The organism is Pseudoalteromonas sp. QJM3NY_12, from assembly GCF_056173165.1.
Genome location: NZ_CM149661.1, coordinates 762,253 through 785,000, shown reverse-complemented (window position 1 = coordinate 785,000; position 22,748 = coordinate 762,253). Strand labels below are relative to the sequence as shown.

The window sequence follows — 22,748 nt, the reverse complement described above, 5'->3', positions numbered from 1 at the left end:
TGTGTTAGGCCTGCCGCCAGCGTTCAATCTGAGCCATGATCAAACTCTTCAATTAAAAAGTTTTATGTCTTTCGACAGCTCAATGAATTCTGAATTTATTTAATATCTTTCGATATTGAATTGACTGTGCTGCAATAAATAAATTTATTGCTGTTGGTCACTCAGTTTCAATTGAGACTCTAAATTTGTTTGCCTCACTACCTAAGTAGCTTGGCTGTTAGAACTCAATCTGTACGAGTGCCCACACAGATGATTGCTTTATATTGTTAAAGAACGTTGCGATTAAAGCGTTAAACTTTATCTCGCTAGGGCTGCGCATATTACGCTTTCCTATTTTTTTGTCAACACTTAATTTTGTTAAACTTGAAAGTTTTCAAAACTAAGTTTTACTCGACTCACTGAGTAGCTCGTGCCTCGCTATGCGTTGGCGTTCCCCGTCTCAGTGGGGTCGCATTATAGGGCGAATCGATTTTAACGCAAGCGTTTTTAAACGCTTTTTTGCATTTAATTTTTACCCCAAAGATACCCCACCCAGACACACAAGATACCCACAAAACCCTGTGGATAACCTTGCTTTTACCCTACTATCCTAACGCAGAAACAAAAAAGCACCTTTACATAGGTGCTTTTTATAGAGAGTTTATCTTAATCGTTAATACAAAATGCTATAAAGCTTGCGACGATATTTAGCAGCTAGCGCATCGCCATCTGGTAAAGACGCAATAACAGCCAAGAAGTTTGGCTTAGCCTCATCAAAATTCAGATCTTTCTTAAGAATAGTAAAGAGTGCTTCTAATGCTTCTTCTTTCCTTCCTGCTTCATTGAGTAGGTTACTTAGCTCCATTTGTAATTCAAGCTCATTAGGATGCTTGGCTACCCTTTCTTGCAATGCTTTTATTTCAGGTGAATCAGTTGCCTCTAGTGCAGCCTCACATTTAGCTTTAATGTTATTAAAGTATGCATCTTGATCTTGTGCTTCTATTGTTTCTATTAATGCTGCGGCTTCATCGAGTTTGTGAATCTGTATACATATATCTGCAAGCACTAATTTAATTCTCGCATTAGTACTATCTAATTCATACGCTTGCTTAGCATAATTAAACGCGGCATTTAAATCACTATTAACCAGTGCTTGCTTGGCTTGCTCTAATAAAAGGTCTTGTTGTGCAGGTAAGTGTTTAGATAGGGCATCACGTACTTGGCTTTCTGTTTGTGCACCCGCTAATACATCAACTGGAGCTGAGTCTTTTAATAACACTAAGGTAGGCAAAGTTTGTAAACCGACTTGCTGGGCAAGTTGCGAGGCCAAAGCTTGCTCTGCATCACAATCTAAGTTTGCAACAACTATATAGTTATTATATTCGGCGGCTAGCTTATCTAAAATAGCTGCTTGGCTAATACATTCTGGGCTTTGTGGCGAAAAAAAGTTAAGTAGTACTAACTTTTGTTGTGATGTTTCACCTAATACTTGCTGAAGGTTTTGTGCGTTAAGATTAACTTTATTGCTCATTGAGTTATTGCCATGTTCATCTATTTAGGTTTTTATATGGTGATGAAGATAATAATTACAAGCCATATATTTAAATCATTTAAATCATTTAAATACATTATAAGGTAGCGAGGGAAATATGAAATTAGTATATGCGAGTGCACTGTGTTTATTAGTTAGCCCATTATTAAGTGCGCAAACACTCAAGTTGGATCTTAATAAAAGTATGCCAGCAATAGAAAAGCTTTATCTAGATTTACACCAGTCACCTGAACTGTCTTATCATGAGCAGCAAACCGGTAAAAAAATGGCTTCGCAGCTTCAAAAGCTTGGGTTTGATGTAACCAATAGCGTTGGCGGTTATGGCGTCGTAGGTATATATAGAAATGGTCAAGGCCCTACCGTTATGATTCGAACTGATACTGATGCTTTACCGATAACAGAACAAACTGGAAAAGCATACGCATCAACTGTTACCACAGTAAATGAACAAGGTAGCAAAGTCGGTGTTATGCATGGTTGTGGTCATGATATTCATATGAGTTCATTTATAGGCACCGCGCAACAACTAATTAAAAATAAACAGTCGTGGCAAGGTACTTTAATGATGGTTGCGCAACCAGCTGAAGAAGTTGGGGGTGGTGCAAAAGCAATGCTAAGTGAAGGGTTATTTAGCAAATACGCAAAACCTGATCATATTATTGCTTTACATGTTAGTGCCAGTGTACCGGCAGGAAAAATTGCTCTGAAAAATGAGTACACTATGGCAAGCGTCGACTCAGTTGATATTTCCATAAAAGGTAAAGGAGGCCATGGAGCCTATCCACATACGACTGTTGACCCTGTTATTATTGCTGCTCGCACCATTTTAGCATTACAAACAATTACGAGTCGGGAGTTATCTCCTCTTGAACCATCAGTGATCACTGTTGGATCTATCCATGGCGGCTCAAAACACAATGTAATTTCTGATGAAGTAAAGCTAAAACTTACTCTGCGTAGCTATAACCCGGAAGTTAGAAATGCGCAAATTGCTGCGATTAAACGTATTACTGCAGGTATTGCACACAGTGCTGGCTTAGAAGAAGCGCTCTACCCAGAAGTGTATGTTCATGAAAGTGAATCGATTCCATCTACTTACAATAATCCGGAGCAAACAAATATAGTTAGGAGTGCCATTGCTGATGCAATTGGTGTAAAAAATGTACTTGAAACTAAAGCTGTTATGGCTGGTGAAGACTTTGGACTATATGGTAGAACAGATGAAAACATCCCCATTACTTTATTTTGGTTAGGCGGAGTTAACCAACAGCAATATACAAATGCAATGAAAAATAATGAAACACTCCCTTCATTACATTCAAGTAAATTTGCTCCCGATTATAAAGTAGCGCTTCCAACAGGAATAACTGCAATGAGCAATGCCGCTGTAGCATTATTCAATCAATAATCTTCAAGGTTATTTTTAAGCCCTGAGTTTAATTTACCGCAGGGCTTTTTTTGTAACTCGACTTTTTATACGGCGCTTTCTTTGTACGTTTAGCAAAACGCTTCTTAGGCGATGTTTTTGGCAAATGTGCAAATACATTACTATCGCAGTTAGTTGCTTGGCTTACAAAATTAGTTAAATCAGCTAGCAAAGGCTGTATAAATTGCTGATAACTCATTGCTTGCTGAGCGATATCTCCTAAACTCGACTCCCATTTTGCAGTTAAATCGGGGCTTGATAACCCCTCAGGTAATACACCAATTAGTGCCAGACCTGTTTCAGTTGCTTTAATTGCTTTTCCTTCACGTTTTAAAAATCGACGTTTAAATAATAGTTCAATGATACCTGCGCGAGTGGCTTCAGTACCAAGGCCATCTGTCTCTTTTAATATTTTTTTGATTTGCGAGTCTTTTACATAACGGCTAATTCCCGTCATAGCAGCAAGTAAGGTTGCATCGGTAAAATGAGCAGGAGAAGTTGTATGCTTTTGCACCACCTCACCTTTAGTACAGGTAAGTACCATGCCTTTTTCCAAATAAGGCAATGTTGCTTCTTCTTTAAGTTCTGACTTACCCATAAGCAATTTAAAACCCAAGTCTACATCTTGTTTTACATTAGCTTTGAATAAACCACCCGCTATAGTTACCTCTACCTTGGTTTCGTTGTAAATGTAATCGGGATAAAACTGAATTAAATAGTGTCGACTTATTAACTGATAAATTTTTTCTTCATCACTTGCTAAACTCACAGTTTTTAACTGTTTAGCTGTTGGTACAATCGCGTGGTGAGCTGCTACTTTTGAATCGTTAAAACATTTACTTCGTTTTTTTGCATCTGCTCCATTAACAAATTCTGCTTTTTGGGCTCCATTTACTGCAATCGCTTTTAGTATCGCAGCTGCATCTTGATGATGATCTTTTGGTAAATAACGATTATCTGAGCGTGGGTAAGTAATTAACTTATGACGTTCATATAAAACCTGGCAAGTATCGAGCACTTTTTGCGCTGGCATTCCGAACGCTTTAGCGGCATCTATTTGTAAAGCAGACAAATTATAGGGAAGCGGCGCGGTTTGTTTTTTTTGCTTTTGCTCAAGAGCAGTTACGCTTGCTGGTTGATTAGCGATACGTGAAGTTACATTTTCAGCTAAAGCTTTGTTAAGCACTCTGCCCTCTTCATCTTGATAAGGTTCGCACGCTTTACTTGGTATCCACTTAGCAGTAAATGATTGCTCCTTAGGTGTATCAAGGTGAGCAAGTACTTCATAAAATGGTTTTGATACAAAATTTGCTATCTCGTTATCGCGATTAACTACTAGGCCCAAAATGGGTGTTTGCACTCGCCCAACCGACAATACATTACCAAATCCCGCTTTTTGCCCCGCTAATGTGTATGCACGCGTCAAGTTCATGCCAAACAACCAATCAGCACGAGACCGCGCAAGAGCAGAAACACTCAAAGGAATAAAGTCACGGTTAGCACGCATACTATTTAGTGACTTTTTAACTGCCGTTAAGTTTAAGTCACTGATCAGTAAGCGCTGAATATTTTGCTTTTTTGCTTGGCTGATTTTTGCTTGTTCTATTACTTCATCAACTAATAACTGGCCTTCACGGTCAGGATCGCCAGCATGTACAAGTGTTGTTGCTTGTTTGATTAGCTTTTTTAAAATAGTGAGTTGTTTACGAGTTTTAGGCTTTGCTTTAAGTTGCCAATGCTCAGGCACAATAGGTAAATGTTCAAATCGCCACTTTTTAAAACGCTCATCATAGTCATCGGGTTCTGCTTGCTCGAGCAGATGACCTATGCACCAAGATACGCAATCACCATTCGCCACTTCAATATAGCCATCATGCTTTTTATGCGGTTTAGGAAGTGCGTCTGCAATAGCGCGACCCAACGAGGGTTTTTCAGCAATATAAAGTTTCATAACCAAAAGCTCTAACACTGTTCATATAAACAGTAGTCTAGCATATCATTTTAAAACGAGGGGTGTTTTTGTAGTTATTAACTTAAAGCTTTATTTCGCTTATTAGCAAAAATATATAAAAGAGGAAGATAACACACTACAATAGTGCCAATATTAATTAATGGCAGCAAAGTTTTATACATATAAGTGCTGTACGATAAATCCCAAAGGTGACGGTCAACTAGACGAAACAACTGCAGGATGGGTGCACCAATAACCACAAGTTGGCCCAGTACGCATTGCCACAAATGCACTTTATCTTTCAGGCCCAAATAAGCAATCAGAGCCATCCACGCTAAATCATTAAATGCCCAAATTATATAACGATATATGTAGGTACCGTCATCAAACTCTTTGATTGATGAATGAATTAAAGCACCAAAAAGAAAAAAAGCGGCTGTTAATAAAGTAAACCTTAAAGCACAAAAATCTTTTCGTAAATAAAAAACAAAAATAGCTGGGCTCAAAAAAAGCATCCAGCTACTGTTTGTAATCTCTAAGACTTTATCAAACCAATCAGGCATGATTACTTAGTAAAATTCGTTTTTTTATCATCGTCATCGCCATTTCCATTACCAGGCATACTACAAAACTTATCCAACATATTCACTCCAGTTTAATTACATCTGTTAATAAAGGTGTATTCTATGCTAAAAAAGTAACAAAACCAATAAATTCTATCTAATATCAATAGGATCTGATTCTTTCGCCTTGCCTTGTAAGATTGAAATTTCCACCCGGCGGTTACGTCTTCGATCTTCTCGGGAGTCGTTCGGCACTAAAGGTCTGGTTTCTGCACGCCCCACGACCATCATTCGTGTCTTATCAAAACCAGCAACTTTTTGCAGCTCACTTGCTACCGCAACAGCTCGTTTAGAGGACAAATCCCAGTTATTAATATAAAGCTCATTAGAGACTTGGAAGTCATCAGTGTGACCGGAGACGGTGATCTCCCCGGGAACATCTTTTAGTAACCGGCCAATATCTTGAATGATAGGTTTAAATTGGGGTTGTAAAAACGCACTGCCCGATGGAAACGAACCATTCTCTCTAATACGAATAATGATTTGCTGACCTAATGACTCAAGCTCAATAGCTCCATCAATAATTTGCTTTTCGAGTTGTTGTGCAATTTTTTTAACTAAATCATTTATTTGTTCTTGATCGGCAGCAGAAACAGCAGGCGCTGAAGCAACTTCTTCTGAGGTGCTGCTAGACTCACCGCCTCGTTTTTCGCCACGTTGTTCTTGGCGTCCGCCAGCTGAGCTTTCATCGCCCGCCTGAAACTCTAGCATTTGCTGAGTCATTTCAACTGTTTGCTGCTGAATAGTTTCAATGGGGGTCGGCTCAGGCTTACCTGGAGTAAACTCCATCGCAATAACTGAGGTGCCTTTTGGAATATCTTTAACTTCTATTTTATTTTGTACACCAAAAGCAAACTTCATAGAGCCTGCAATTTGCTTAAATTTAAGCACATCCATTTCAGAAAACGCGAGTAAGAGTACAAAAAAGCACATTAATAGCGACATTAAATCGGCAAATGTCCCCATCCATGCAGGTAACCCTGGGGGTGGGCATTTACACTCTTCATCAGACATAACTATTCCTCAGTGTTTACCGCGCGTTTAGACTCAGCCAAATAATTTTTCAAGATCCCCTCAATTACTTTAGGGTTTTGGCCATCTTGAATGCCTAATACTGCATCCAAAATAAGTCGCTGGTTCATTGCTTCTTCGTCTTTACGCAATTCAAGTTTTACCTGAATAGGAATGGCGACAACATTCGCCAAAAATGCCCCATACAACGTTGTTAACAAGGCTACAGCCATTGCTGGGCCGATTGCTTTTGGGTCATCCATATTTGATAACATAGCCACCAAACCGATTAATGTACCAATCATCCCCATTGCAGGAGCAATATCACCTAACGATTTAAATAAGCTTGCGCCCATTTCATGGCGAGTTGTAGTGAGGGAAATATCTTTTTGTAATGTAGCGCGCACTACATCTGCATCATGCCCATCTACGAGCATATCAACGCCTTTGCGCATAAATGGATTTGGAATTTCAGCCTCTTCCAATGCTAAAAACCCGCCTTTTCGGGCAGAATCGGCTAGCTCAACCGCCTTTTCAATTAAGGCTTCAGGGGGTTCAATTTTAAACATAAACGCTTTAGCACAAACCTTACCAATGCCTAAAAATTGCGACATAGTAAAATTGGATAAAACGATAAAAAGGGAGCCACCAAATACAATAACCACGGAAGGAGTATTGTAAAACATACCGACTTCGCCGCTACTACTCATAAACATGGACATGACAATTAAGCCAATTGCGCCAAGGATCCCAATAATGGTTGCTAAATCCACATTCCCTCCAAAGGTTTTATATTTTTTCTTCGCAAGCGTTGTTATTAAATGTATATCGGCAAGATACTGAAATACTTAAGTGATTTTTATGATAAACGATAAAATTACGATTAGTCCTATTTTAGATCAACATAGGTAATCAATCTAACTAATCAGAATTTATAATTTAAAAAATAACGCTGAAGCGCAGTAAAACCCAATTAACAGCATTTATCTATCAAAAAAACATAACATTCTTTGACCTAGTTTAGCATTCCCCCTAAAATTGGCGTTTAAATTTATTATGTAAGTTGAAAATAAAGATGGCGACTAAAAAACCTGAAAATTTAAGTTTCGAACAAGCACTAGAAGAACTAACAACAATTGTCAGTGAAATGGAACAAGGTGATTTATCGCTTGAACAGTCTTTAAAGCAATTTGAGCGCGGCATTGCATTAGCCAGTGTGTCTTCCGGTAAACTTCAACAAGCCGAGCAAAAGGTGTCGATATTAATGGGTAATGACGAAAAAGCACCGCTTACTCAATTTAATAACGATATGGAATAATTGTGAGCATAAAAGAACAAATAAAGCTTGCTCAAGATGATGTAGCCAATACTCTCAATCTTTATTTCGAACAACCTCTTGAAAGCGACAACACCATAAAAGAAGCCACCCATTATAGTTTAATGAATGGCGGGAAAAGATTGCGGCCCTTTTTAGTTTATACCACAGGTAAAATGTTAGGTGCTGACAAGCGTGATTTAGATGTACTTGCAGCAGCGATAGAATGCATTCACAGTTATTCATTAGTGCATGACGATTTGCCCGCTATGGATGACGATGATTTACGTCGTGGCCGTCCTACATGTCATATTGTCTATGGTGAAGCACAAGCTATTTTAGCAGGTGACGCACTGCAAACCTTAGCATTTGAGCTTATTGCTAAGCACACATTTAAATGCTCAACAGAAGCTCAGTTAAAAATGATTGCAGAATTAGCCCATGCTTCAGGCTTGCAAGGAATGGTTGCCGGACAAGGCCGCGATATTGCAGCAACAGATAAAGTTATTACGGTTGATGAATTAGAACGTATTCATAAACTTAAAACCGGCGCATTAATAAATTGTGCGATTACTTTGGGCGCACTTTGCGCTCCTAATATTAGCCAACATACTTTAGATAACTTATCTACTTTTGGGTATGCTATTGGGCTGGCCTTTCAGGTTCATGACGACATTTTAGATGTTGAGGGCGACACACTGACTTTAGGTAAGCCTCAAGGGTCAGATATTGCTGCTAATAAAGCGACATACCCCGCTTTATTAGGTATGCTAGGTGCTAAGCAAAAAGCACTAAATTTGATACAGCAAGCCCATGAGGCGTTAGCCAATATTGACGCAGACACGACCGACTTAGCGGCATTGGCAAACTATTTAATTGAACGTGACCATTAAACATGGCTAAAACGTATTAACTCTTAGAACAAAATTATTACTGAATATTAGTTTACCTCTTAAATCTAACTTTTGAGGAAAGTTAATATTAGCGAAGGATATATAAAAAACCATGACACTTGATAGCAGCAAGTATCCATTACTTAATTTGGTGAACGAACCAGTCCACTTGCGAGACTTAGCACAAGATAAGCTTCCTGCATTTAGCCATGAATTGCGTGATTACTTACTCAATTCAGTATCGCAAAGTAGCGGCCATTTAGCGTCTGGTTTAGGAACCGTAGAACTTACCGTTGCATTACATTATGTGTACAACACTCCCGACGACCGTTTAGTTTGGGATGTAGGTCATCAAGCCTACCCACATAAAATACTAACGGGACGTCGTGACCAAATGCACACCATTCGTCAAAAAGATGGATTGCACCCATTTCCATTTAGAGACGAAAGTGAATACGATACGTTTAGTGTTGGCCATTCAAGTACCTCTATTTCAGCGGCGCTGGGTATGTCTATTGCTGCGCAAAAAGAAGGCAGAGGTCGTAAAACAGTGGCGGTGATAGGCGATGGCGCAATTACCGCAGGTATGGCCTTTGAAGCGATGAATCACTTAGGTGATGTTAAATCAGATATGTTGATTATTTTGAACGATAACGAAATGTCGATTTCTGAAAACGTCGGCGCGTTAACCAATCATTTTGCGCGTATTTTATCAGGTAGCTTTTATACCAACATCCGCGAAGGCAGTAAAAAGCTTCTTTCTGGTGTACCGCCGGTAAAAGAACTTGCCAGCCGTATGGAAGAACACATTAAAGGGATGATGATCCCGGGTACTTTTTTTGAAGAATTAGGCCTAAACTATATTGGTCCAATTGATGGTCATGATGTGAATATGCTGGTTGATACGCTGCGTAACATGCGTAACTTAAAAGGCCCACAACTTTTACATATAAAAACCCAAAAAGGCAAAGGTTACAAGCCCGCAGAAGCCGATCCGATTGGTTATCATGGCGTACCAAAATTTGATCCTGCGACTTCAAGTTTACCGAAATCTAAACCAAGTGCAGCGACTTTCTCAAATGTATTTGGTGATTGGCTTTGCGATATGGCAGAGCAAGACAACAAGTTAATGGCAATTACTCCTGCGATGCGTGAAGGTTCGGGAATGGTGCGCTTTTCTAAAGAACACCCAGAACAATATTTTGATGTGGCAATTGCTGAGCAACACGCTGTAACCCTTGCTGCAGGTTTTGCTTGTGAAGGGTTAAAACCCGTTGTTGCTATCTACTCTAGCTTTTTACAACGTGCGTATGATCAACTAATTCACGACGTTGCATTGCAAAACCTACCGGTATTATTTGCTATTGACCGCGCAGGTATTGTCGGAGCTGATGGTGAAACTCACCAAGGCGCCTATGACCTAAGCTTTATGCGCTGTATTCCTAACATGGTTATTATGGCACCTAGCGATACTAACGAATGCCGTCAAATGCTATACACTGGCTATCAAGCCAATTGCCCAGTAGCTGTGCGTTACCCGCGTGGCAGTGCGGGCACAGCAGAGGTTCAAAGCGCTATGCAACAGCTCGAAATTGGTAAAGCTAACGTAATTAAACAAGGTGCTAAAGTAGCTATATTGTCATTCGGTACCTTGCTTGAAAACGCCCAATTAGCCACTGATGAGCTCAATGCCACTTTAGTTAATATGCGATTTATTAAACCACTTGATACTGGTTTAATTGATGAACTTGTCGCTAACCACGATATCATTGTAACACTTGAAGATAATGCAATTTCTGGTGGTGCAGGTTCGGCAGTTAATGAGTATTTAGCTACTCAAAAAGCGGCTGTAAAAATACTTAACTTAGGTATACCGGATGAATTCATTAAACACGGTACTCAACAGCAAATGCACGATGAAATGGGGTTAGGTGAGCAAGGTATATTAACCTCAATCAAAGCATTTATGAGCTAATACTTATAGTGTTTAATAAAAAAGGAGCCATTGGCTCCTTTTTTATTGCTAACTTTAACATCTAGCGCATCCACACTTTAATGTCGGCTAAGCCATTACTTTGCAATAGGCCAATCTGCTGTTCAACATTCGGGTTTTGCTCAAACTCAAATGCATCTAATTGCTCATCAAAGGTAATGTTAGCAACGCCATCGCCGCCGCGTTTTTTAACTTGATGCAATGCGATATCAGCTAAATTAATCGATGTTTCCCAGCTAATAACTTGACCACCTAGCAGAGGTAGCGGATAGAAAGACCAACCCACTGACGCTGTTATATTGGTTGTCTCACCGTTAGGAAGTTGGAAGGTATAATCGGCAATAGCTTGGCATAATTCAGATACATAGCTGTCGATTAAATTACACTTAAAATCGCGTAATAACAGTAAAAACTCATCACCACTCCACCGAGCAACATAATCAGAGCCTTGAGTACGCGAGTTAAGTAATGCCGCTACTTGTTGTAAACAGCTATCTCCAGCAATAGGACCATAGGCATCATTAATACGGCTAAAATTATCTAAATTAATAATTAATAGCACCAAAGATTTACCCTGAGCCTGCAATGACTGCGAGTTACGTTGAAAATGCTCAATATCTTTTGGTAATTGATCAAACAAGAAACGACGACTTCTCAGCCCTGTTAGCTCATCAGAGTGACTAACAAGTTTAAGCTGAGAGTTTACTTGGTTTAATTTATCATTTGCTTGGCGAAGCTCTAAGGTTCGCTCAGTAATAAGCCCTTCGAGTACTTGTTGCTTGCGTCGCTCTTGAACTTTAAAGACCCAAAACACTAAATAAAAGAGCAACACAAAACCACTGGTGATCAGTAACCTAAAGTAGATAGTTTCACCAAATCGCTCTGGAACAATAAACGCATATTCTGCTGATTGCGCTTTACCCCAATCCTCACCTTGGCGTTTAGTTTCTAATTCGAATAAAAACATACCGGCGGGTAAATTTGTATAAATTGCTTCTCTGCGGGTATTTGCATAGCGCCAATCGTTATCAAGTCCATTGAGTTTATATCTAAACTCAATACTTGCCGGAGCGTAATAATCAATCGCGGTATAGGTAAGTGTCACATCACGCTCATCAGTCTCAAGAACCGGTTTTTTACCTAAAGCAGCTGCTGCGAGCTTTCGTGATGGCGTGGTTAAGGTTTCTATAGTTGGTTTAAGCGAACGTAATCCAAATAACTCTACGTCTTTAGGGATTTCTACAACGCCTTGCAAACTGGGATACCAAATAGAGTTATCCGTATCAACTACGGCATCATGGCCTAAACCATTACAGCATTGGCTGGCTTTACCATCGAGCTGACGGTCAAATGAAGAGATCACTTCTTCTACTTTTAGGCTTTCGATGTTGGCTTTAAATTGCTCAACAGGCATACGGTAAACCCCTTTCATGGTGCTTACCCAAATTCGCTTTGAGGTGTCATCGTATTCTAAGCTGAATATAGAACCATATGGCAGTCCATTGGCGGCGTCTAGTTGCTGCCATTGCCCTTGTCCACTGCGATAAAACAAACCATCATTCAACGAACCAATTAAAATACCTACGCCTTTAATGTGTAAAATGCTAGTAACGTACGCACTTTCTAAGGTGGTTTGGTCACCTATTTTTTCTATCCCGCGTTCAGTAAAGTAATACGCGCCTTTACTGGTACCAATCACGCCAAAATTTGGTTTATCTAGAACATAAGTAACAAACTTACTACCTAAGAACGCATTGTACGCAAAAGGGTTTAAGCCATTATAATTTAGACGATATAACCCTCGTCCGGTGCCTACCCAAAAGCCGCCTTTAGTTGAAGTGCTAATTGCAAAAACAGGGTTATCGCTCAAAGCACGAGCAGGGAAACTATATAAGGTATTCGACTCATAGAAAAACAAGCCTCTGCCAGTAGCAACATAAAGGCGATCACCATCAAATTGCAGGTCATGTACCGAGGCATTTCCATACTTGGCACTATTGATAACATTGATAAAGGTTTTATCGGCATCAAAATAACCAATACCACTTTTATTGGCAATCCATAACTTACCATCAGGTGATTTACTAATCGCCATCACCGCTTCGGTCATTTTAGAAATGGCTGAATGGCGCTCTATTCGCCCTTCATGAGCAAGCCATAACCCTTCACTAAAACTCGCTAGCCATATGTTATTTTCATCATCTCTAAATATATCGGCAAACCAAATACTCTGATCTAATTGGCTGGGTTCAACCCACTGCCAATCATTAGATTTAGCTCTAAATAATAAACGTCCATAGGTTGATATCCACAAGCCGCCATTACCATCGCTCATAAACTTATACACAGCTGAGTTATTAGCATTGGGAAGTGGAAACGGACGTAGCTCGTCATCTAAATCTAAAAAGTAAGCCCCTAACTCAGAAGCTAGGTACAAATTACCATTTAAAAACGATAGATCGTGAACAATGGTTTGCGCTAAACGATCAGGCAGAGCCACTTTAGCGGTTAGTTCTAAGCGTAATTTAGAAAAGTCAGACGAGCTTTGCGTTAAACGTAATAAATTACGGTCGTTAACCAGCCAAATTCCCTCAGGTGAAAGCGCCATTTTACTGACCGATCCCACAATTTGGGTGATAGCTGTGGCGTTTACAATAGGACTAGGATTATTTAGTTGGTCGCGCAGTTCTATTTGGCCTCTGTCTATATAATAGAGCCCATTAGCTGCTATCCAGATACTGCCTTGAGAATCTTCAAGAATATCTCTTACAGGGCCTTTAATATTAAACTCTTGTGCGGTTAGCTTTTCAGGATCGATAACCACAAGGCCATTTTTAGTGCCTACCCACAATAATCCTTCTCCATCGATCAATAGCTTATTAATACCATTGCTGGGTAAAAATAAACTATTTTGGGTATTATAATTAGTGAAGGTATTGCCATCAAAACGGCTTAATCCAAATTGAGTGCCAAGCCACATATAGCCTTGGTTATCTTGTACTACACTTTTTAGGGATTGTGAGGGTAAGCCGTCTTTGATATTCCATTGTTTAACTACGTAATCAGTAATTGAAGCCGTACTTGGCATGGCACATAGCATAAGTACACAAACCAATAAAAATCGCATCATAGTGCTGCCACCTAGTTAAACAAATAATAAATTAAAAGGGTAGTAAACCTACTTTTATCAATGCTTGCAAACAAATAAGCGAAAAAATACCTGCAAGTACATCATCGGCCATAATACCAAACCCACCATGGGCACGTTTATCGAGTATGCGAATCGGCCCAGGCTTTGCTATATCAAAAAAGCGAAACAGTAAAAAGCCCACCAGTAATGTTTGCCAGTTAAGTGCTGCGCCAATCATAGTAATATAGTAACCAGCAACTTCGTCCCAAACAATTGCGGGATGATCATGTACTTGAAGGTCATCGGCTGTTTTTCCACATGCCCAAATACCAAAGATACTTATGACTACTGCAAATACAATTTGTAACCATAGCGGAAAATGCATGGTAATAAAAATAAACGGTAATGCTGCCAATGTGCCAAATGTACCAGGTGCTTTTGGTGCAAGCCCAGTACCAAAACCCAAACCAAAAAATTGATGTGGGCGTTTTAAATTAAATAATCGGTTTTTATTCAAACCTGCTCCTTGGAAAAGTGCTCAAAACCTTTATGTTCAAAAGCAAACTTCTCACCTTGGTGTAATAACTCTATATTGCCGTCACCACTTTTTATTTGCCCAATACAGCTTGCCTCTACACCGTATTGGCGCAGCTTAATATCTAGCATACTCTTGTTACTATCAGCAACGGTATACAGTAACTCGTAATCATCGCCATAGTTAAGAACAAAAGGAAGTCGCTGCTCAAAATCAAGACTCGCTTGCATGGCATCTGAGGTGGGGACATTTTCAATATTAATGGTGGCACTAACTTGTGATAAATTTAGCACATGCCCTAAGTCGGCTAGTAAACCATCGGAAATATCAATGGCCGACGATGCCAAGCCTCGTAACGCTTGCCCAGCAGCTACACGTGGCGTGGGGAAATTTAAACGTTTATTAATATCTTTTAAGTGTTCAGGTGCAATCGATAAGCCTTGTTTTTTCGATTCAATCGCCAACCCAGCATCACCAAGCGGACCGGTTACAAAAATCCAATCACCCACTTTTGCACCACTTCTACGTAATGCTGTGCCTTCAGGAACTGTACCTTTTGCACAAATAGTAATACTAAGTGGACCTTGAGTGGTATCACCACCAATGATCTGAACGTTAAAGTACTCAGCAATTTCATGCATGCCATCAGTCAGCTCAGCAATCCATTGTGGATCGATACTAGGTAAGGTAAGTGCAACCGACACCCAAGTAGGCTCTGCGCCCATGGCAGCTAAATCACTTAAATTAACAGCAAGAGCTCGATGCCCTAATGCGCGAGGGGAGATATCATGAAAAAAATGCACCCCAGCAACTAAGGTATCTGTGGTTACAGCAAGCTGACAGTTCGCTGGAACTGTGACAAGCGCACAGTCATCTCCAATCCCTAAATTAACATCGCGACGAGTAATGCCACGACCTTTAAAGTAACGATTAATTAATTCAAATTCCTTCATACACAAAAAAGCCGGCCTATGCCGGCTCTCCTTTTTAACGGTTATTTATAACAACTCATCTGATGATAAAAATCAGCTAAAGTTGTTATTACTTGCGTAACTGTTTTACAGCTTTATCAAGTACACCGTTTACAAATTTATGGCTATCTTCAGCGCCAAACATTTTAGCTAATTCAATACTTTCATTGATAGCCACTTTGTAAGGAACGTCTTCACGAAATTTAAGCTCGTAGCTGCTTAAACGTAAGATAGCACGTTCAACTTCGTCTAATTCATCAAATGGACGAGTTAAATGAGGCGATACAGCTTCGTCTAGTTGCTTGTGGTTTACTGCAACTCCACGCGCTAAATCTTTAAAATATTCAACATCAATTTTAGTCACATCGTTTTCGATCAACATTTGTTGTTCGATATCGGCAATTGCATTGCCGCTTAATTGCCATGAATACACGGCTTGAAGTGCTAAGATACGTGCTTTACGTCTTGCTGCTGGTTTCACAAAAATTCCTTAAACTTAAATTTTATCTAACACATTAACCATTTCAAGCGCACCTAAAGCAGCTTCGCCGCCTTTGTTACCCATTTTGGTACCTGCGCGCTCAATTGCTTGCTCAATGCTTTCAGTGGTTAATACGCCAAATGCAACCGGGATATCATACTCAAGTGATACTTGTGCAAGCCCTTTATTTGACTCGCCAGCGACGAGATCAAAGTGAGGCGTGCCCCCTCTGATCACTACACCTAAGGCGATAATTGCATCATATTCTTTTTTTGCTGCAACGCGTTTCGCTGCTAAAGGTAATTCAACCGCACCTGGTACGTAAATTACGGTAATATCATCTTCTGATACTCCACCAGTACGTTTTAGCTCATCAACAGCACCTGCAAGCAAGCTACTACCAATAAAGTCATTGAAACGAGAAATGACAATGGCAAACTTTTTGCCTGGAGCGTATTTATTACCTTCAATAATTTTCATTTGATAACCCTAAAAATAAGTTTAAGCGATTTCGGTTGCGCAAAAATTGCTGCGCATTATACCACATAAATAAAATAATAGCCTAGCGTGTAATTATTGTGGCTCTACGTAATCAACAACTTCTAAATGGAAGCCTGATAATGCATGATATTTTTTCGGTAAACTCATCAAACGCATTTTTTGGATACCTAAATCAGCCAAAATTTGCGAGCCTACACCTACGGTACGTGAAGTACCTTGGAATTTGCGTGGCGTTACACTCTCGCCAGCATCAGCTGCAGCGAATGCTTTAACAGTCGCTTCTAATTCGTCAGTGCTTTCTTGCTTACCTAAAATAACTAAAGCGCCATTATGCTCAGCTATATATGCCATTGCTTGCGATAATCCCCAACTACGATCAGCATTACGATCAGAGAGTAAAATATCGTTAAAGGTACTTTGTAAGTGCACTCGCACTAACGTTGGTTCTTGTTGTTTTATTTCACCTTTAAGCAATGCATAGTGCAGCTGCCCGTCAATGGTGTCTTTGTAAGTTACTAAGTCAAATTCGCCATGCTCAGTTGGCAATTTACATTTTGCAACTTGCTCAATAGTGGTTTCATTTAAGTTACGGTATTCGATTAAATCAGCAATGGTGCCAATTTTAATATCATGTTGCTTAGCAAATACTTCTAAATCAGGGCGGCGCGCCATGGTGCCATCTTCATTTAGAATTTCTACAATCACTGATGACGGCTCAAGTCCCGCTAAACGCGCTAAATCACAGCCAGCTTCAGTGTGCCCTGCGCGCGTTAATACGCCGCCAGGTTGCGCCATAATAGGGAAAATATGCCCAGGCTGTACAATATCACTTGGCACTGCGCCTTTAGCAATGGCAGCTTGAACAGTACGAGCACGATCCGCTGCAGAAATCCCCGTCGTAACCCCTTTTGATGCTTCAATAGACATAGTAAAGTTGGTCGAGAATGCAGCACCGTTATTTTTAACCATCAGCGGTAAATCAAGTTGCGAGCAACGCTCTTGGGTCATGGTTAAACAAATTAACCCACGGCCATGAGTCGCCATAAAGTTAATTGCTTCTGCACTTATGTGCTCAGCAGCAATAATTAAATCGCCTTCATTTTCTCTGTCTTCATCGTCCATTAAAATAACCATTTTACCGGCTTTAATATCATCTATTATTTCTTGTGCGCTGTTTAAATTCATAAGTTGCTCGTATAAGTTGTCAATATCGTTATTTTATAAAGCCCGCTTTAGCGAGTAAGCTCATCGAAATATCTGAACCAGTAGGATGCTCAGCTCCCTTTACAAGGCGCTCTAAATAACGTGCTATTTGGTCGACCTCTAGATTCACTTTGGTACCGACTTGAAAATCTGCTATGGTCGTTTGATCCTTAGTGTGTGGCACTATTGTCAGTTTAAATTTATTACCTTCAACCGCATTGACCGTTAAGCTAATACCATCAATACACACAGACCCTTTATAAGGAATGTATTTCATTAAATTTTCGTCGGTGGCTAACCAATATTCTGTTGCTCGCGCATTGGTATTAATTGCTGTGATAGTGGCAATACCATCAACATGACCAGACACTAAATGGCCTCCTAGGCGCGATACAGGTTGCATCGCCTTTTCTAAGTTAACTGTTTGCCCTAAAGCGTAATGTGCAAACCCTGTTAAGCTAATCGTTTCATTTGATAAGTCAGCACTAAAGCCATCTACATGCTTATCAACAACAGTGAGGCACACACCATTGGTTGCAATACTGTCACCTAACTTAACATCATTCATATCAAGGTTTTTACTTTGGATACGAATAGCTAAATCACCTTGTTTTTTTTGTAATAACGCAATTTTACCTGTCGCTTCAACTATTCCAGTAAACATAGTGCTACTCTTTATATAAAATGATTAATGAGCTTTTTTTAGTGCTGTGATACGTAAATCATCACCAATTGGCACACACTCATTAAAAGTTAAATTAATGGTATTTTGCATACTCATTAACTCTGGGAAATTCAGTAAACTTCTTGCATCGCTACCCATTAACTTAGGGGCAATATAAAAAACAAACTCATCAATTAAATCAAGTTCAGCCATTTTTCCGGCCAATGTGGCTCCCGCTTCTAACCACACATTGTTAAACTGTAATTGCGCTAGCTTTTGCAGTGCTGCTTGTAAGTCTACTTTATTGTTCTTTTCGGGTAGTTCGATCTGTTTAACAAAATGAGGCCACTGATGCGATTTATCAACCCGAGTGGTAAATATTATCACCTCGCTTTGAATTGAAAATAAGGCAAGTTCAGGGGTAAGTCTGTTTTGGGAATCAATAATAACGCGAACAGGTTGGCGCAGTGGTAAATTGGTCGGTAAAGAAACCGGAAGTTCTTCTGGGCGTACATTTAGTTTTGCATCATCCATCAAGACTGTATCGGCACCGGTTAAAATTGCACAGCTCTGAGCACGATATAGTTGCACATCTTGGCGCGCAGCAGGCCCGGTTATCCATTTACTTTGGCCGTTTTTAAGCGCCGTTTTACCATCAATACTGGCGGCCATTTTGCAGGTTACAAAGGGTAACCCCTGCTCCATTCGTTTAAAAAAGCCTAAATTTAATGCCCGCGCTTGCTCTTCAAGTAATCCGTAAGCGACTTCTATACCTGCATCCGCTAAAATTTTAAGGCCTTTTCCTGCAACTTGCGGGTTGCTGTCAACCATAGCAGCAATCACTTTTTTCACACCCGCGGCCTTTAGCCCTTCAGCACAAGGCGGTGTACGACCATAATGACTGCAAGGCTCTAGGGTTACATAAGCGGTTGCACCTTTAGCACTTTCACCGGCCTCAGCCAAAGCATTAACTTCAGCATGACCTTGCCCTGCTAATTGATGAAACCCTTCGGCTATTATTTTATTATTTTTTACTAGTACACAGCCTACATTAGGATTAGGAGTGGTGGTAAAGCGCCCTTTTTTTGCCAGCTCAATGGCACGTGCCATATAACGTTTATCATCCTCTGAAAACGAGCTTTGCATGGTCATTACTACTCTCCTAAGCGGGCTATTTCTTCACCAAACTCACGTATATCTTCAAACGAGCGATATACTGAGGCAAATCTTACATAGGCTACTTTATCTAATTTTTTCAGCGCTTCCATAATGCACTCACCTACCAAATGACTAGACACTTCACGTTCGCCAGTGGCTCGCAGCTGCGATTTAATTATATTAACTACTTCGTCAACTTGTTCAGTACTTACAGGGCGCTTTTCAAGGGCGCGAGTTAAGCCATTTAGTAACTTATCTTCATTAAACGGTTCACGACTGCCATCTTGCTTAATAACTCGTGGCATGACTAATTCAGCCCCTTCAAAGGTGGTAAATCGTTCGTGGCACTCATTACATTCACGACGTCTACGTACTTGGTGTCCCCCGCCGACAAGGCGAGAATCAATAACTTTAGTATCTTTGGCGGTGCAAAATGGGCAATGCATAACTGTGTGTTTCCGTTTTAAAAACAAAAAATGGCCGCTATCATAGCGGCCATTATCATAACAAAAATGTGTGCAGTTGTGATCTAAATTACTATTTTACTCTTGGATTAAGCGTAAACAGGTAATTTTGCACAAATTGCTTTCACTTTTTCTTTTACTTGCGTTTGTACTGACTCATCTTCGATGTTGTCTAGTACGTCACAGATCCAGCCAGCTAACTCTTTTGACTCAGCTTCTTTAAAGCCACGACGAGTGATTGCTGGTGAACCAATACGCAAACCAGAAGTAACAAATGGTGAACGAGGATCGTTCGGTACTGAGTTTTTGTTAACCGTGATATTCGCATTACCTAGGGCAGCATCAGCATCTTTACCTGTGATATCTTTATCGATTAAATCAAGTAAGAATAAGTGGTTGTCAGTTTTACCTGATACTACTTTGTAGCCGCGCTCTTGTAATACTGCAACCATTGCTTGAGCATTTTTAACAACTTGTGCTTGGTATGTTTTAAATTCAGGTTGAAGTGCTTCTTTAAATGCCACCGCTTTAGCAGCAATAACATGACATAAAGGACCACCTTGGCCACCTGGGAAAACAGCGCTGTTTAGCTTTTTGTAAATATCTTCATCGCCACACGCAGAAATGATTAAACCACCGCGAGGACCGGCTAATGTTTTGTGTGTTGTGGTTGTCACAACGTGAGCAAATGGCACAGGACTTGGGTAAACACCCGCAGCAATTAAACCTGCAACGTGCGCCATATCAACAAATAAGTAAGCATCTACTTTGTCTGCAATTTCACGGAACTTAGCCCAGTCAACAATACCTGAATAAGCAGAGAAACCCGCAATAATCATTTTTGGTTTGTGCTCAAGTGCTAATGCTTCAACTTGTGCGTAATCAATTTCGCCAGTTTCTTCGTTAAGACCATACTGAATTGCGTTGTATGTTTTACCTGAGAAGTTTACGTGTGAGCCGTGTGTTAAGTGACCACCGTGCGCTAGGCTCATACCTAAAACAGTATCAAGTGGGCTTAATAGTGCTTGGAAAACAGCGGCATTCGCTTGTGAACCGGCATGCGGTTGCACGTTTGCGTAATCTGTACCAAATAATTCATTTGCGCGGTCAATCGCTAACTGCTCAACCACATCAACGTGCTCACAGCCACCGTAGTAACGTTTGCCCGGGTAGCCTTCAGCATATTTGTTAGTAAGTTGAGAACCCTGCGCTTCTAGTACGCGTGGGCTACAGTAGTTTTCAGATGCAATTAACTCAATGTGCTCTTCTTGACGTGATGTTTCTTTGCTCATCGCGTCAAATAACTCTGGATCAAAGTCCGAAATATTCATGCTACGTTCTAACATTGGGGTCTCCTGGGCAACGTGTATGGGTATTTTTTACAGGCTTTATTGTACGCTTAAAACGACTCTTTGCCTACGCTCTTAAGTTGAGGATATTTAAACAGGGATTGAAACTATTTCACAGCATTTTGATGATGATATTTTTTTATAAACTAATAACAATTTTAAATGAATTTGATTTATTACATTTATTTAGCTTATGCGTTATGCCTAAAGCGACACATAAACAAACAAAAAAGCGGCCTAAGCCGCTTTTTCTAAACGTGTGATTTTAACCAAGCTTAGCAAATAGCTCGCTGCGTAAATCGTCGTAATCATTGTGCATACCAATGGCTAAACATGGTTTTGCAAGCGCATCTGCTAGCGGTTTTGGCATGGCTATTTCGGTATTTAGTACCTCTTCAACGCTTTCTTTAAATTTAGCTGGGTGTGCAGTCGCTAAAAAGATACCTGCAGCATCTGTTGCTTTATTTTCAACAAGCCCTTGGTAGGCAATCGCGGTATGAGGCTCTGCAATATAGCCAAGCTGTTGAATTTTTTTCATCACTGATTTTGTGCTTTGCTCATCCACACTAACAGAATAAAAATTGTCATAACTAAACCAGTCATTATCTAGCATAGTTTGTACTCGCGGCCAGTTATTAGGTTTACTGACATCCATAGCATTAGACAGTGACTCAATAGTGGCATTGGGCGTCCACTGTTTATCAAGCATATAACGTGGCACAGTATCATTTTGGTTTGTAGTCGCGCTTAGTTTACCTACAGGCATACCAATAACAGCACCAATCATAGCTGCACACACATTACCAAAATTACCACTGGGTACTGAAATATGCGCTGTAGCACGCTTTTCTTTTGGCAACTGTGCAATGGCCTCAAAGTAATAACAAACTTGCGCAACTAAGCGGCTAATATTGATTGAATTTGCTGAATTTAAACCAAGTTTTGCTTTTAACTCTTCATCTAAAAATGATTTCTTCACCAACTCCTGGCAATCATCAAAACTGCCTTCAATCGCGTAACAATGAATATTGTCACCGAGAGTAGTAAATAGCTTTTGCTGAGCGAGTGAAATTTTGCCCTTAGGGTATAAAATAACCACATCAATATTTGGCTTATTATAAAAAGCATGCGCGACAGCGGCACCGGTATCACCGGATGTTGCAGTTAAAATAGTGACTTTTTCGCCTTGATTAAATTGCGCTAAGCACTCGGCCATAAAACGGCCACCAAAATCTTTAAATGCCAGTGTTGGGCCATGGAATAACTCTAAGCAATAGGTATTGTCTTCAACTTCCACCAGCTTAACCGGAAAGTTAAACGCATTCTTAACCATCTGGGCAACAGTATCACTTGGTAGCTCGTCACCAATAAGGTGCGATAAAATTTTGCCGCTACGAGTTACAAAGTCCATATCGAGTAACGCATCAATATCGCTAAGCGGCGCTAACGACTCTGGGAAAAACACCCCTTGATTACGCCCCAGGCCTGTTTTTACAGCTTCAACAAACGACACTTTTTGTGAATATTCTTTTAAATTATGTAATTGCAT

At 40.1% G+C, this 22,748-nt stretch carries 20 protein-coding genes and 1 rRNA gene (1 of these 21 running past the window's edge); 4 read left to right on the top strand and 17 right to left on the bottom strand.

The window, feature by feature from the left end; genetic code table 11:
- Both AC0VZ5_RS03670 and AC0VZ5_RS03665 read right to left on the bottom strand, forming a co-directional pair.
- Window positions 1–55, bottom strand: a 16S ribosomal RNA gene (locus AC0VZ5_RS03670); it reaches 1,481 nt to the left of the window's first position.
- A gap of 597 nt (window positions 56–652) precedes the next feature.
- A complete protein-coding gene (locus AC0VZ5_RS03665) occupies window positions 653–1,510 on the bottom strand; it encodes a tetratricopeptide repeat protein (protein WP_475474333.1) in 858 nt (285 codons plus the stop codon).
- A gap of 118 nt (window positions 1,511–1,628) precedes the next feature.
- Here AC0VZ5_RS03665 and AC0VZ5_RS03660 point away from each other — a divergent pair, with 118 nt between their 5' ends.
- On the top strand, window positions 1,629–2,939 hold the full coding sequence (locus tag AC0VZ5_RS03660; protein ID WP_475474331.1) for a M20 metallopeptidase family protein: 1,311 nt from the start codon (window positions 1,629–1,631) through the stop codon (window positions 2,937–2,939).
- Window positions 2,940–2,967: 28 nt separating this feature from the next.
- On the opposite strand, the gene AC0VZ5_RS03655 is transcribed toward AC0VZ5_RS03660, so the two are convergent.
- The 4 genes from AC0VZ5_RS03655 to pomA all read right to left on the bottom strand — a co-directional run bounded on the left by AC0VZ5_RS03655 (window position 2,968) and on the right by pomA (window position 7,315).
- On the bottom strand, window positions 2,968–4,908 hold the full coding sequence (locus AC0VZ5_RS03655; RefSeq protein WP_475474329.1) for a DNA topoisomerase III: 1,941 nt from the start codon (window positions 4,906–4,908) through the stop codon (window positions 2,968–2,970).
- Between the two features lie 77 nt (window positions 4,909–4,985).
- Window positions 4,986–5,471: a hypothetical protein gene (locus AC0VZ5_RS03650; RefSeq protein ID WP_475474327.1), complete on the bottom strand. Its 486-nt coding sequence runs from the start codon at window positions 5,469–5,471 to the stop codon at window positions 4,986–4,988.
- Between the two features lie 153 nt (window positions 5,472–5,624).
- Window positions 5,625–6,545 carry a flagellar motor protein MotB gene (locus AC0VZ5_RS03645; RefSeq protein WP_075170368.1) on the bottom strand — a complete coding sequence of 307 codons (921 nt, stop codon included), beginning with the start codon at window positions 6,543–6,545 and terminating at the stop codon, window positions 5,625–5,627.
- Window positions 6,546–6,547: 2 nt separating this feature from the next.
- Window positions 6,548–7,315: a flagellar motor protein PomA gene (gene pomA / locus AC0VZ5_RS03640; RefSeq protein ID WP_010390948.1), complete on the bottom strand. Its 768-nt coding sequence runs from the start codon at window positions 7,313–7,315 to the stop codon at window positions 6,548–6,550.
- Window positions 7,316–7,617: 302 nt separating this feature from the next.
- On the opposite strand from pomA, the gene xseB reads away from it, so the two are divergent.
- From xseB to dxs, 3 genes are all read left to right on the top strand, one after another.
- Complete coding sequence (gene xseB / locus AC0VZ5_RS03635) at window positions 7,618–7,860, top strand: exodeoxyribonuclease VII small subunit (RefSeq protein ID WP_475474324.1); 243 nt, start codon at window positions 7,618–7,620, stop codon at window positions 7,858–7,860.
- Between the two features lie 2 nt (window positions 7,861–7,862).
- Window positions 7,863–8,750, top strand: coding sequence for a (2E,6E)-farnesyl diphosphate synthase (gene ispA / locus AC0VZ5_RS03630; protein WP_138605173.1), 888 nt, complete (start codon window positions 7,863–7,865; stop codon window positions 8,748–8,750).
- 112 nt (window positions 8,751–8,862) lie between these two features.
- On the top strand, window positions 8,863–10,725 hold the full coding sequence (gene dxs, locus AC0VZ5_RS03625; RefSeq protein ID WP_475474322.1) for a 1-deoxy-D-xylulose-5-phosphate synthase: 1,863 nt from the start codon (window positions 8,863–8,865) through the stop codon (window positions 10,723–10,725).
- A gap of 61 nt (window positions 10,726–10,786) precedes the next feature.
- Here dxs and AC0VZ5_RS03620 read toward each other — a convergent pair whose 3' ends face one another.
- The 11 genes from AC0VZ5_RS03620 to thrC all read right to left on the bottom strand — a co-directional run bounded on the left by AC0VZ5_RS03620 (window position 10,787) and on the right by thrC (window position 22,748).
- Window positions 10,787–13,873, bottom strand: a complete 3,087-nt coding sequence (locus tag AC0VZ5_RS03620; protein WP_198521971.1) for a ligand-binding sensor domain-containing diguanylate cyclase — start codon at window positions 13,871–13,873, stop codon at window positions 10,787–10,789.
- Window positions 13,874–13,904: 31 nt separating this feature from the next.
- Window positions 13,905–14,390 (bottom strand): phosphatidylglycerophosphatase A family protein, encoded by a 486-nt coding sequence (locus AC0VZ5_RS03615; RefSeq protein WP_008110211.1) that lies wholly within the window; start codon window positions 14,388–14,390, stop codon window positions 13,905–13,907.
- Complete coding sequence (thiL, locus tag AC0VZ5_RS03610) at window positions 14,387–15,361, bottom strand: thiamine-phosphate kinase (RefSeq protein WP_010390938.1); 975 nt, start codon at window positions 15,359–15,361, stop codon at window positions 14,387–14,389. The genes AC0VZ5_RS03615 and thiL overlap by 4 nt, the downstream gene beginning before the upstream one ends.
- A gap of 88 nt (window positions 15,362–15,449) precedes the next feature.
- Window positions 15,450–15,860, bottom strand: a complete 411-nt coding sequence (nusB, locus tag AC0VZ5_RS03605; protein WP_010390936.1) for a transcription antitermination factor NusB — start codon at window positions 15,858–15,860, stop codon at window positions 15,450–15,452.
- 15 nt (window positions 15,861–15,875) lie between these two features.
- Complete coding sequence (ribH, locus tag AC0VZ5_RS03600; RefSeq protein ID WP_008110216.1) at window positions 15,876–16,340, bottom strand: 6,7-dimethyl-8-ribityllumazine synthase; 465 nt, start codon at window positions 16,338–16,340, stop codon at window positions 15,876–15,878.
- A 93-nt stretch (window positions 16,341–16,433) separates the two neighbouring features.
- Window positions 16,434–17,546 carry a bifunctional 3,4-dihydroxy-2-butanone-4-phosphate synthase/GTP cyclohydrolase II gene (ribBA, locus tag AC0VZ5_RS03595; RefSeq protein ID WP_010390933.1) on the bottom strand — a complete coding sequence of 371 codons (1,113 nt, stop codon included), beginning with the start codon at window positions 17,544–17,546 and terminating at the stop codon, window positions 16,434–16,436.
- A 28-nt stretch (window positions 17,547–17,574) separates the two neighbouring features.
- On the bottom strand, window positions 17,575–18,228 hold the full coding sequence (locus tag AC0VZ5_RS03590) for a riboflavin synthase (protein WP_198521973.1): 654 nt from the start codon (window positions 18,226–18,228) through the stop codon (window positions 17,575–17,577).
- Between the two features lie 24 nt (window positions 18,229–18,252).
- The gene (ribD, locus tag AC0VZ5_RS03585; RefSeq protein WP_198521974.1) at window positions 18,253–19,380 is read right to left on the bottom strand and encodes a bifunctional diaminohydroxyphosphoribosylaminopyrimidine deaminase/5-amino-6-(5-phosphoribosylamino)uracil reductase RibD; all 1,128 of its coding nucleotides are present in this window, start codon (window positions 19,378–19,380) and stop codon (window positions 18,253–18,255) included.
- A 2-nt stretch (window positions 19,381–19,382) separates the two neighbouring features.
- Complete coding sequence (gene nrdR / locus AC0VZ5_RS03580; protein ID WP_010390928.1) at window positions 19,383–19,832, bottom strand: transcriptional regulator NrdR; 450 nt, start codon at window positions 19,830–19,832, stop codon at window positions 19,383–19,385.
- A gap of 107 nt (window positions 19,833–19,939) precedes the next feature.
- On the bottom strand, window positions 19,940–21,196 hold the full coding sequence (gene glyA, locus AC0VZ5_RS03575; RefSeq protein WP_198521975.1) for a serine hydroxymethyltransferase: 1,257 nt from the start codon (window positions 21,194–21,196) through the stop codon (window positions 19,940–19,942).
- Window positions 21,197–21,464: 268 nt separating this feature from the next.
- Complete coding sequence (thrC, locus tag AC0VZ5_RS03570) at window positions 21,465–22,748, bottom strand: threonine synthase (protein ID WP_198521976.1); 1,284 nt, start codon at window positions 22,746–22,748, stop codon at window positions 21,465–21,467.

Bases quoted from the DNA above. Each gene is read 5' to 3' on its own strand.
- xseB (WP_475474324.1), top strand. From the start codon at position 7,618: ATGGCGACTAAAAAACCTGAAAATTTAAGTTTCGAACAAGCACTAGAA.
- glyA (WP_198521975.1), bottom strand. From the start codon at position 21,196: ATGTTAGAACGTAGCATGAATATTTCGGACTTTGATCCAGAGTTATTT.
- AC0VZ5_RS03665 (WP_475474333.1), bottom strand. From the start codon at position 1,510: ATGAGCAATAAAGTTAATCTTAACGCACAAAACCTTCAGCAAGTATTA.
- AC0VZ5_RS03660 (WP_475474331.1), top strand. From the start codon at position 1,629: ATGAAATTAGTATATGCGAGTGCACTGTGTTTATTAGTTAGCCCATTA.
- ribH (WP_008110216.1), bottom strand. From the start codon at position 16,340: ATGAAAATTATTGAAGGTAATAAATACGCTCCAGGCAAAAAGTTTGCC.
- AC0VZ5_RS03620 (WP_198521971.1), bottom strand. From the start codon at position 13,873: ATGATGCGATTTTTATTGGTTTGTGTACTTATGCTATGTGCCATGCCA.
- AC0VZ5_RS03650 (WP_475474327.1), bottom strand. From the start codon at position 5,471: ATGCCTGATTGGTTTGATAAAGTCTTAGAGATTACAAACAGTAGCTGG.
- thiL (WP_010390938.1), bottom strand. From the start codon at position 15,361: ATGAAGGAATTTGAATTAATTAATCGTTACTTTAAAGGTCGTGGCATT.
- AC0VZ5_RS03645 (WP_075170368.1), bottom strand. From the start codon at position 6,545: ATGTCTGATGAAGAGTGTAAATGCCCACCCCCAGGGTTACCTGCATGG.
- dxs (WP_475474322.1), top strand. From the start codon at position 8,863: ATGACACTTGATAGCAGCAAGTATCCATTACTTAATTTGGTGAACGAA.
- AC0VZ5_RS03655 (WP_475474329.1), bottom strand. From the start codon at position 4,908: ATGAAACTTTATATTGCTGAAAAACCCTCGTTGGGTCGCGCTATTGCA.
- AC0VZ5_RS03590 (WP_198521973.1), bottom strand. From the start codon at position 18,228: ATGTTTACTGGAATAGTTGAAGCGACAGGTAAAATTGCGTTATTACAA.
- nrdR (WP_010390928.1), bottom strand. From the start codon at position 19,832: ATGCATTGCCCATTTTGCACCGCCAAAGATACTAAAGTTATTGATTCT.
- ribD (WP_198521974.1), bottom strand. From the start codon at position 19,380: ATGACCATGCAAAGCTCGTTTTCAGAGGATGATAAACGTTATATGGCA.
- ribBA (WP_010390933.1), bottom strand. From the start codon at position 17,546: ATGAATTTAAACAGCGCACAAGAAATAATAGATGATATTAAAGCCGGT.
- thrC (WP_198521976.1), bottom strand. From the start codon at position 22,748: ATGCAATTACATAATTTAAAAGAATATTCACAAAAAGTGTCGTTTGTT.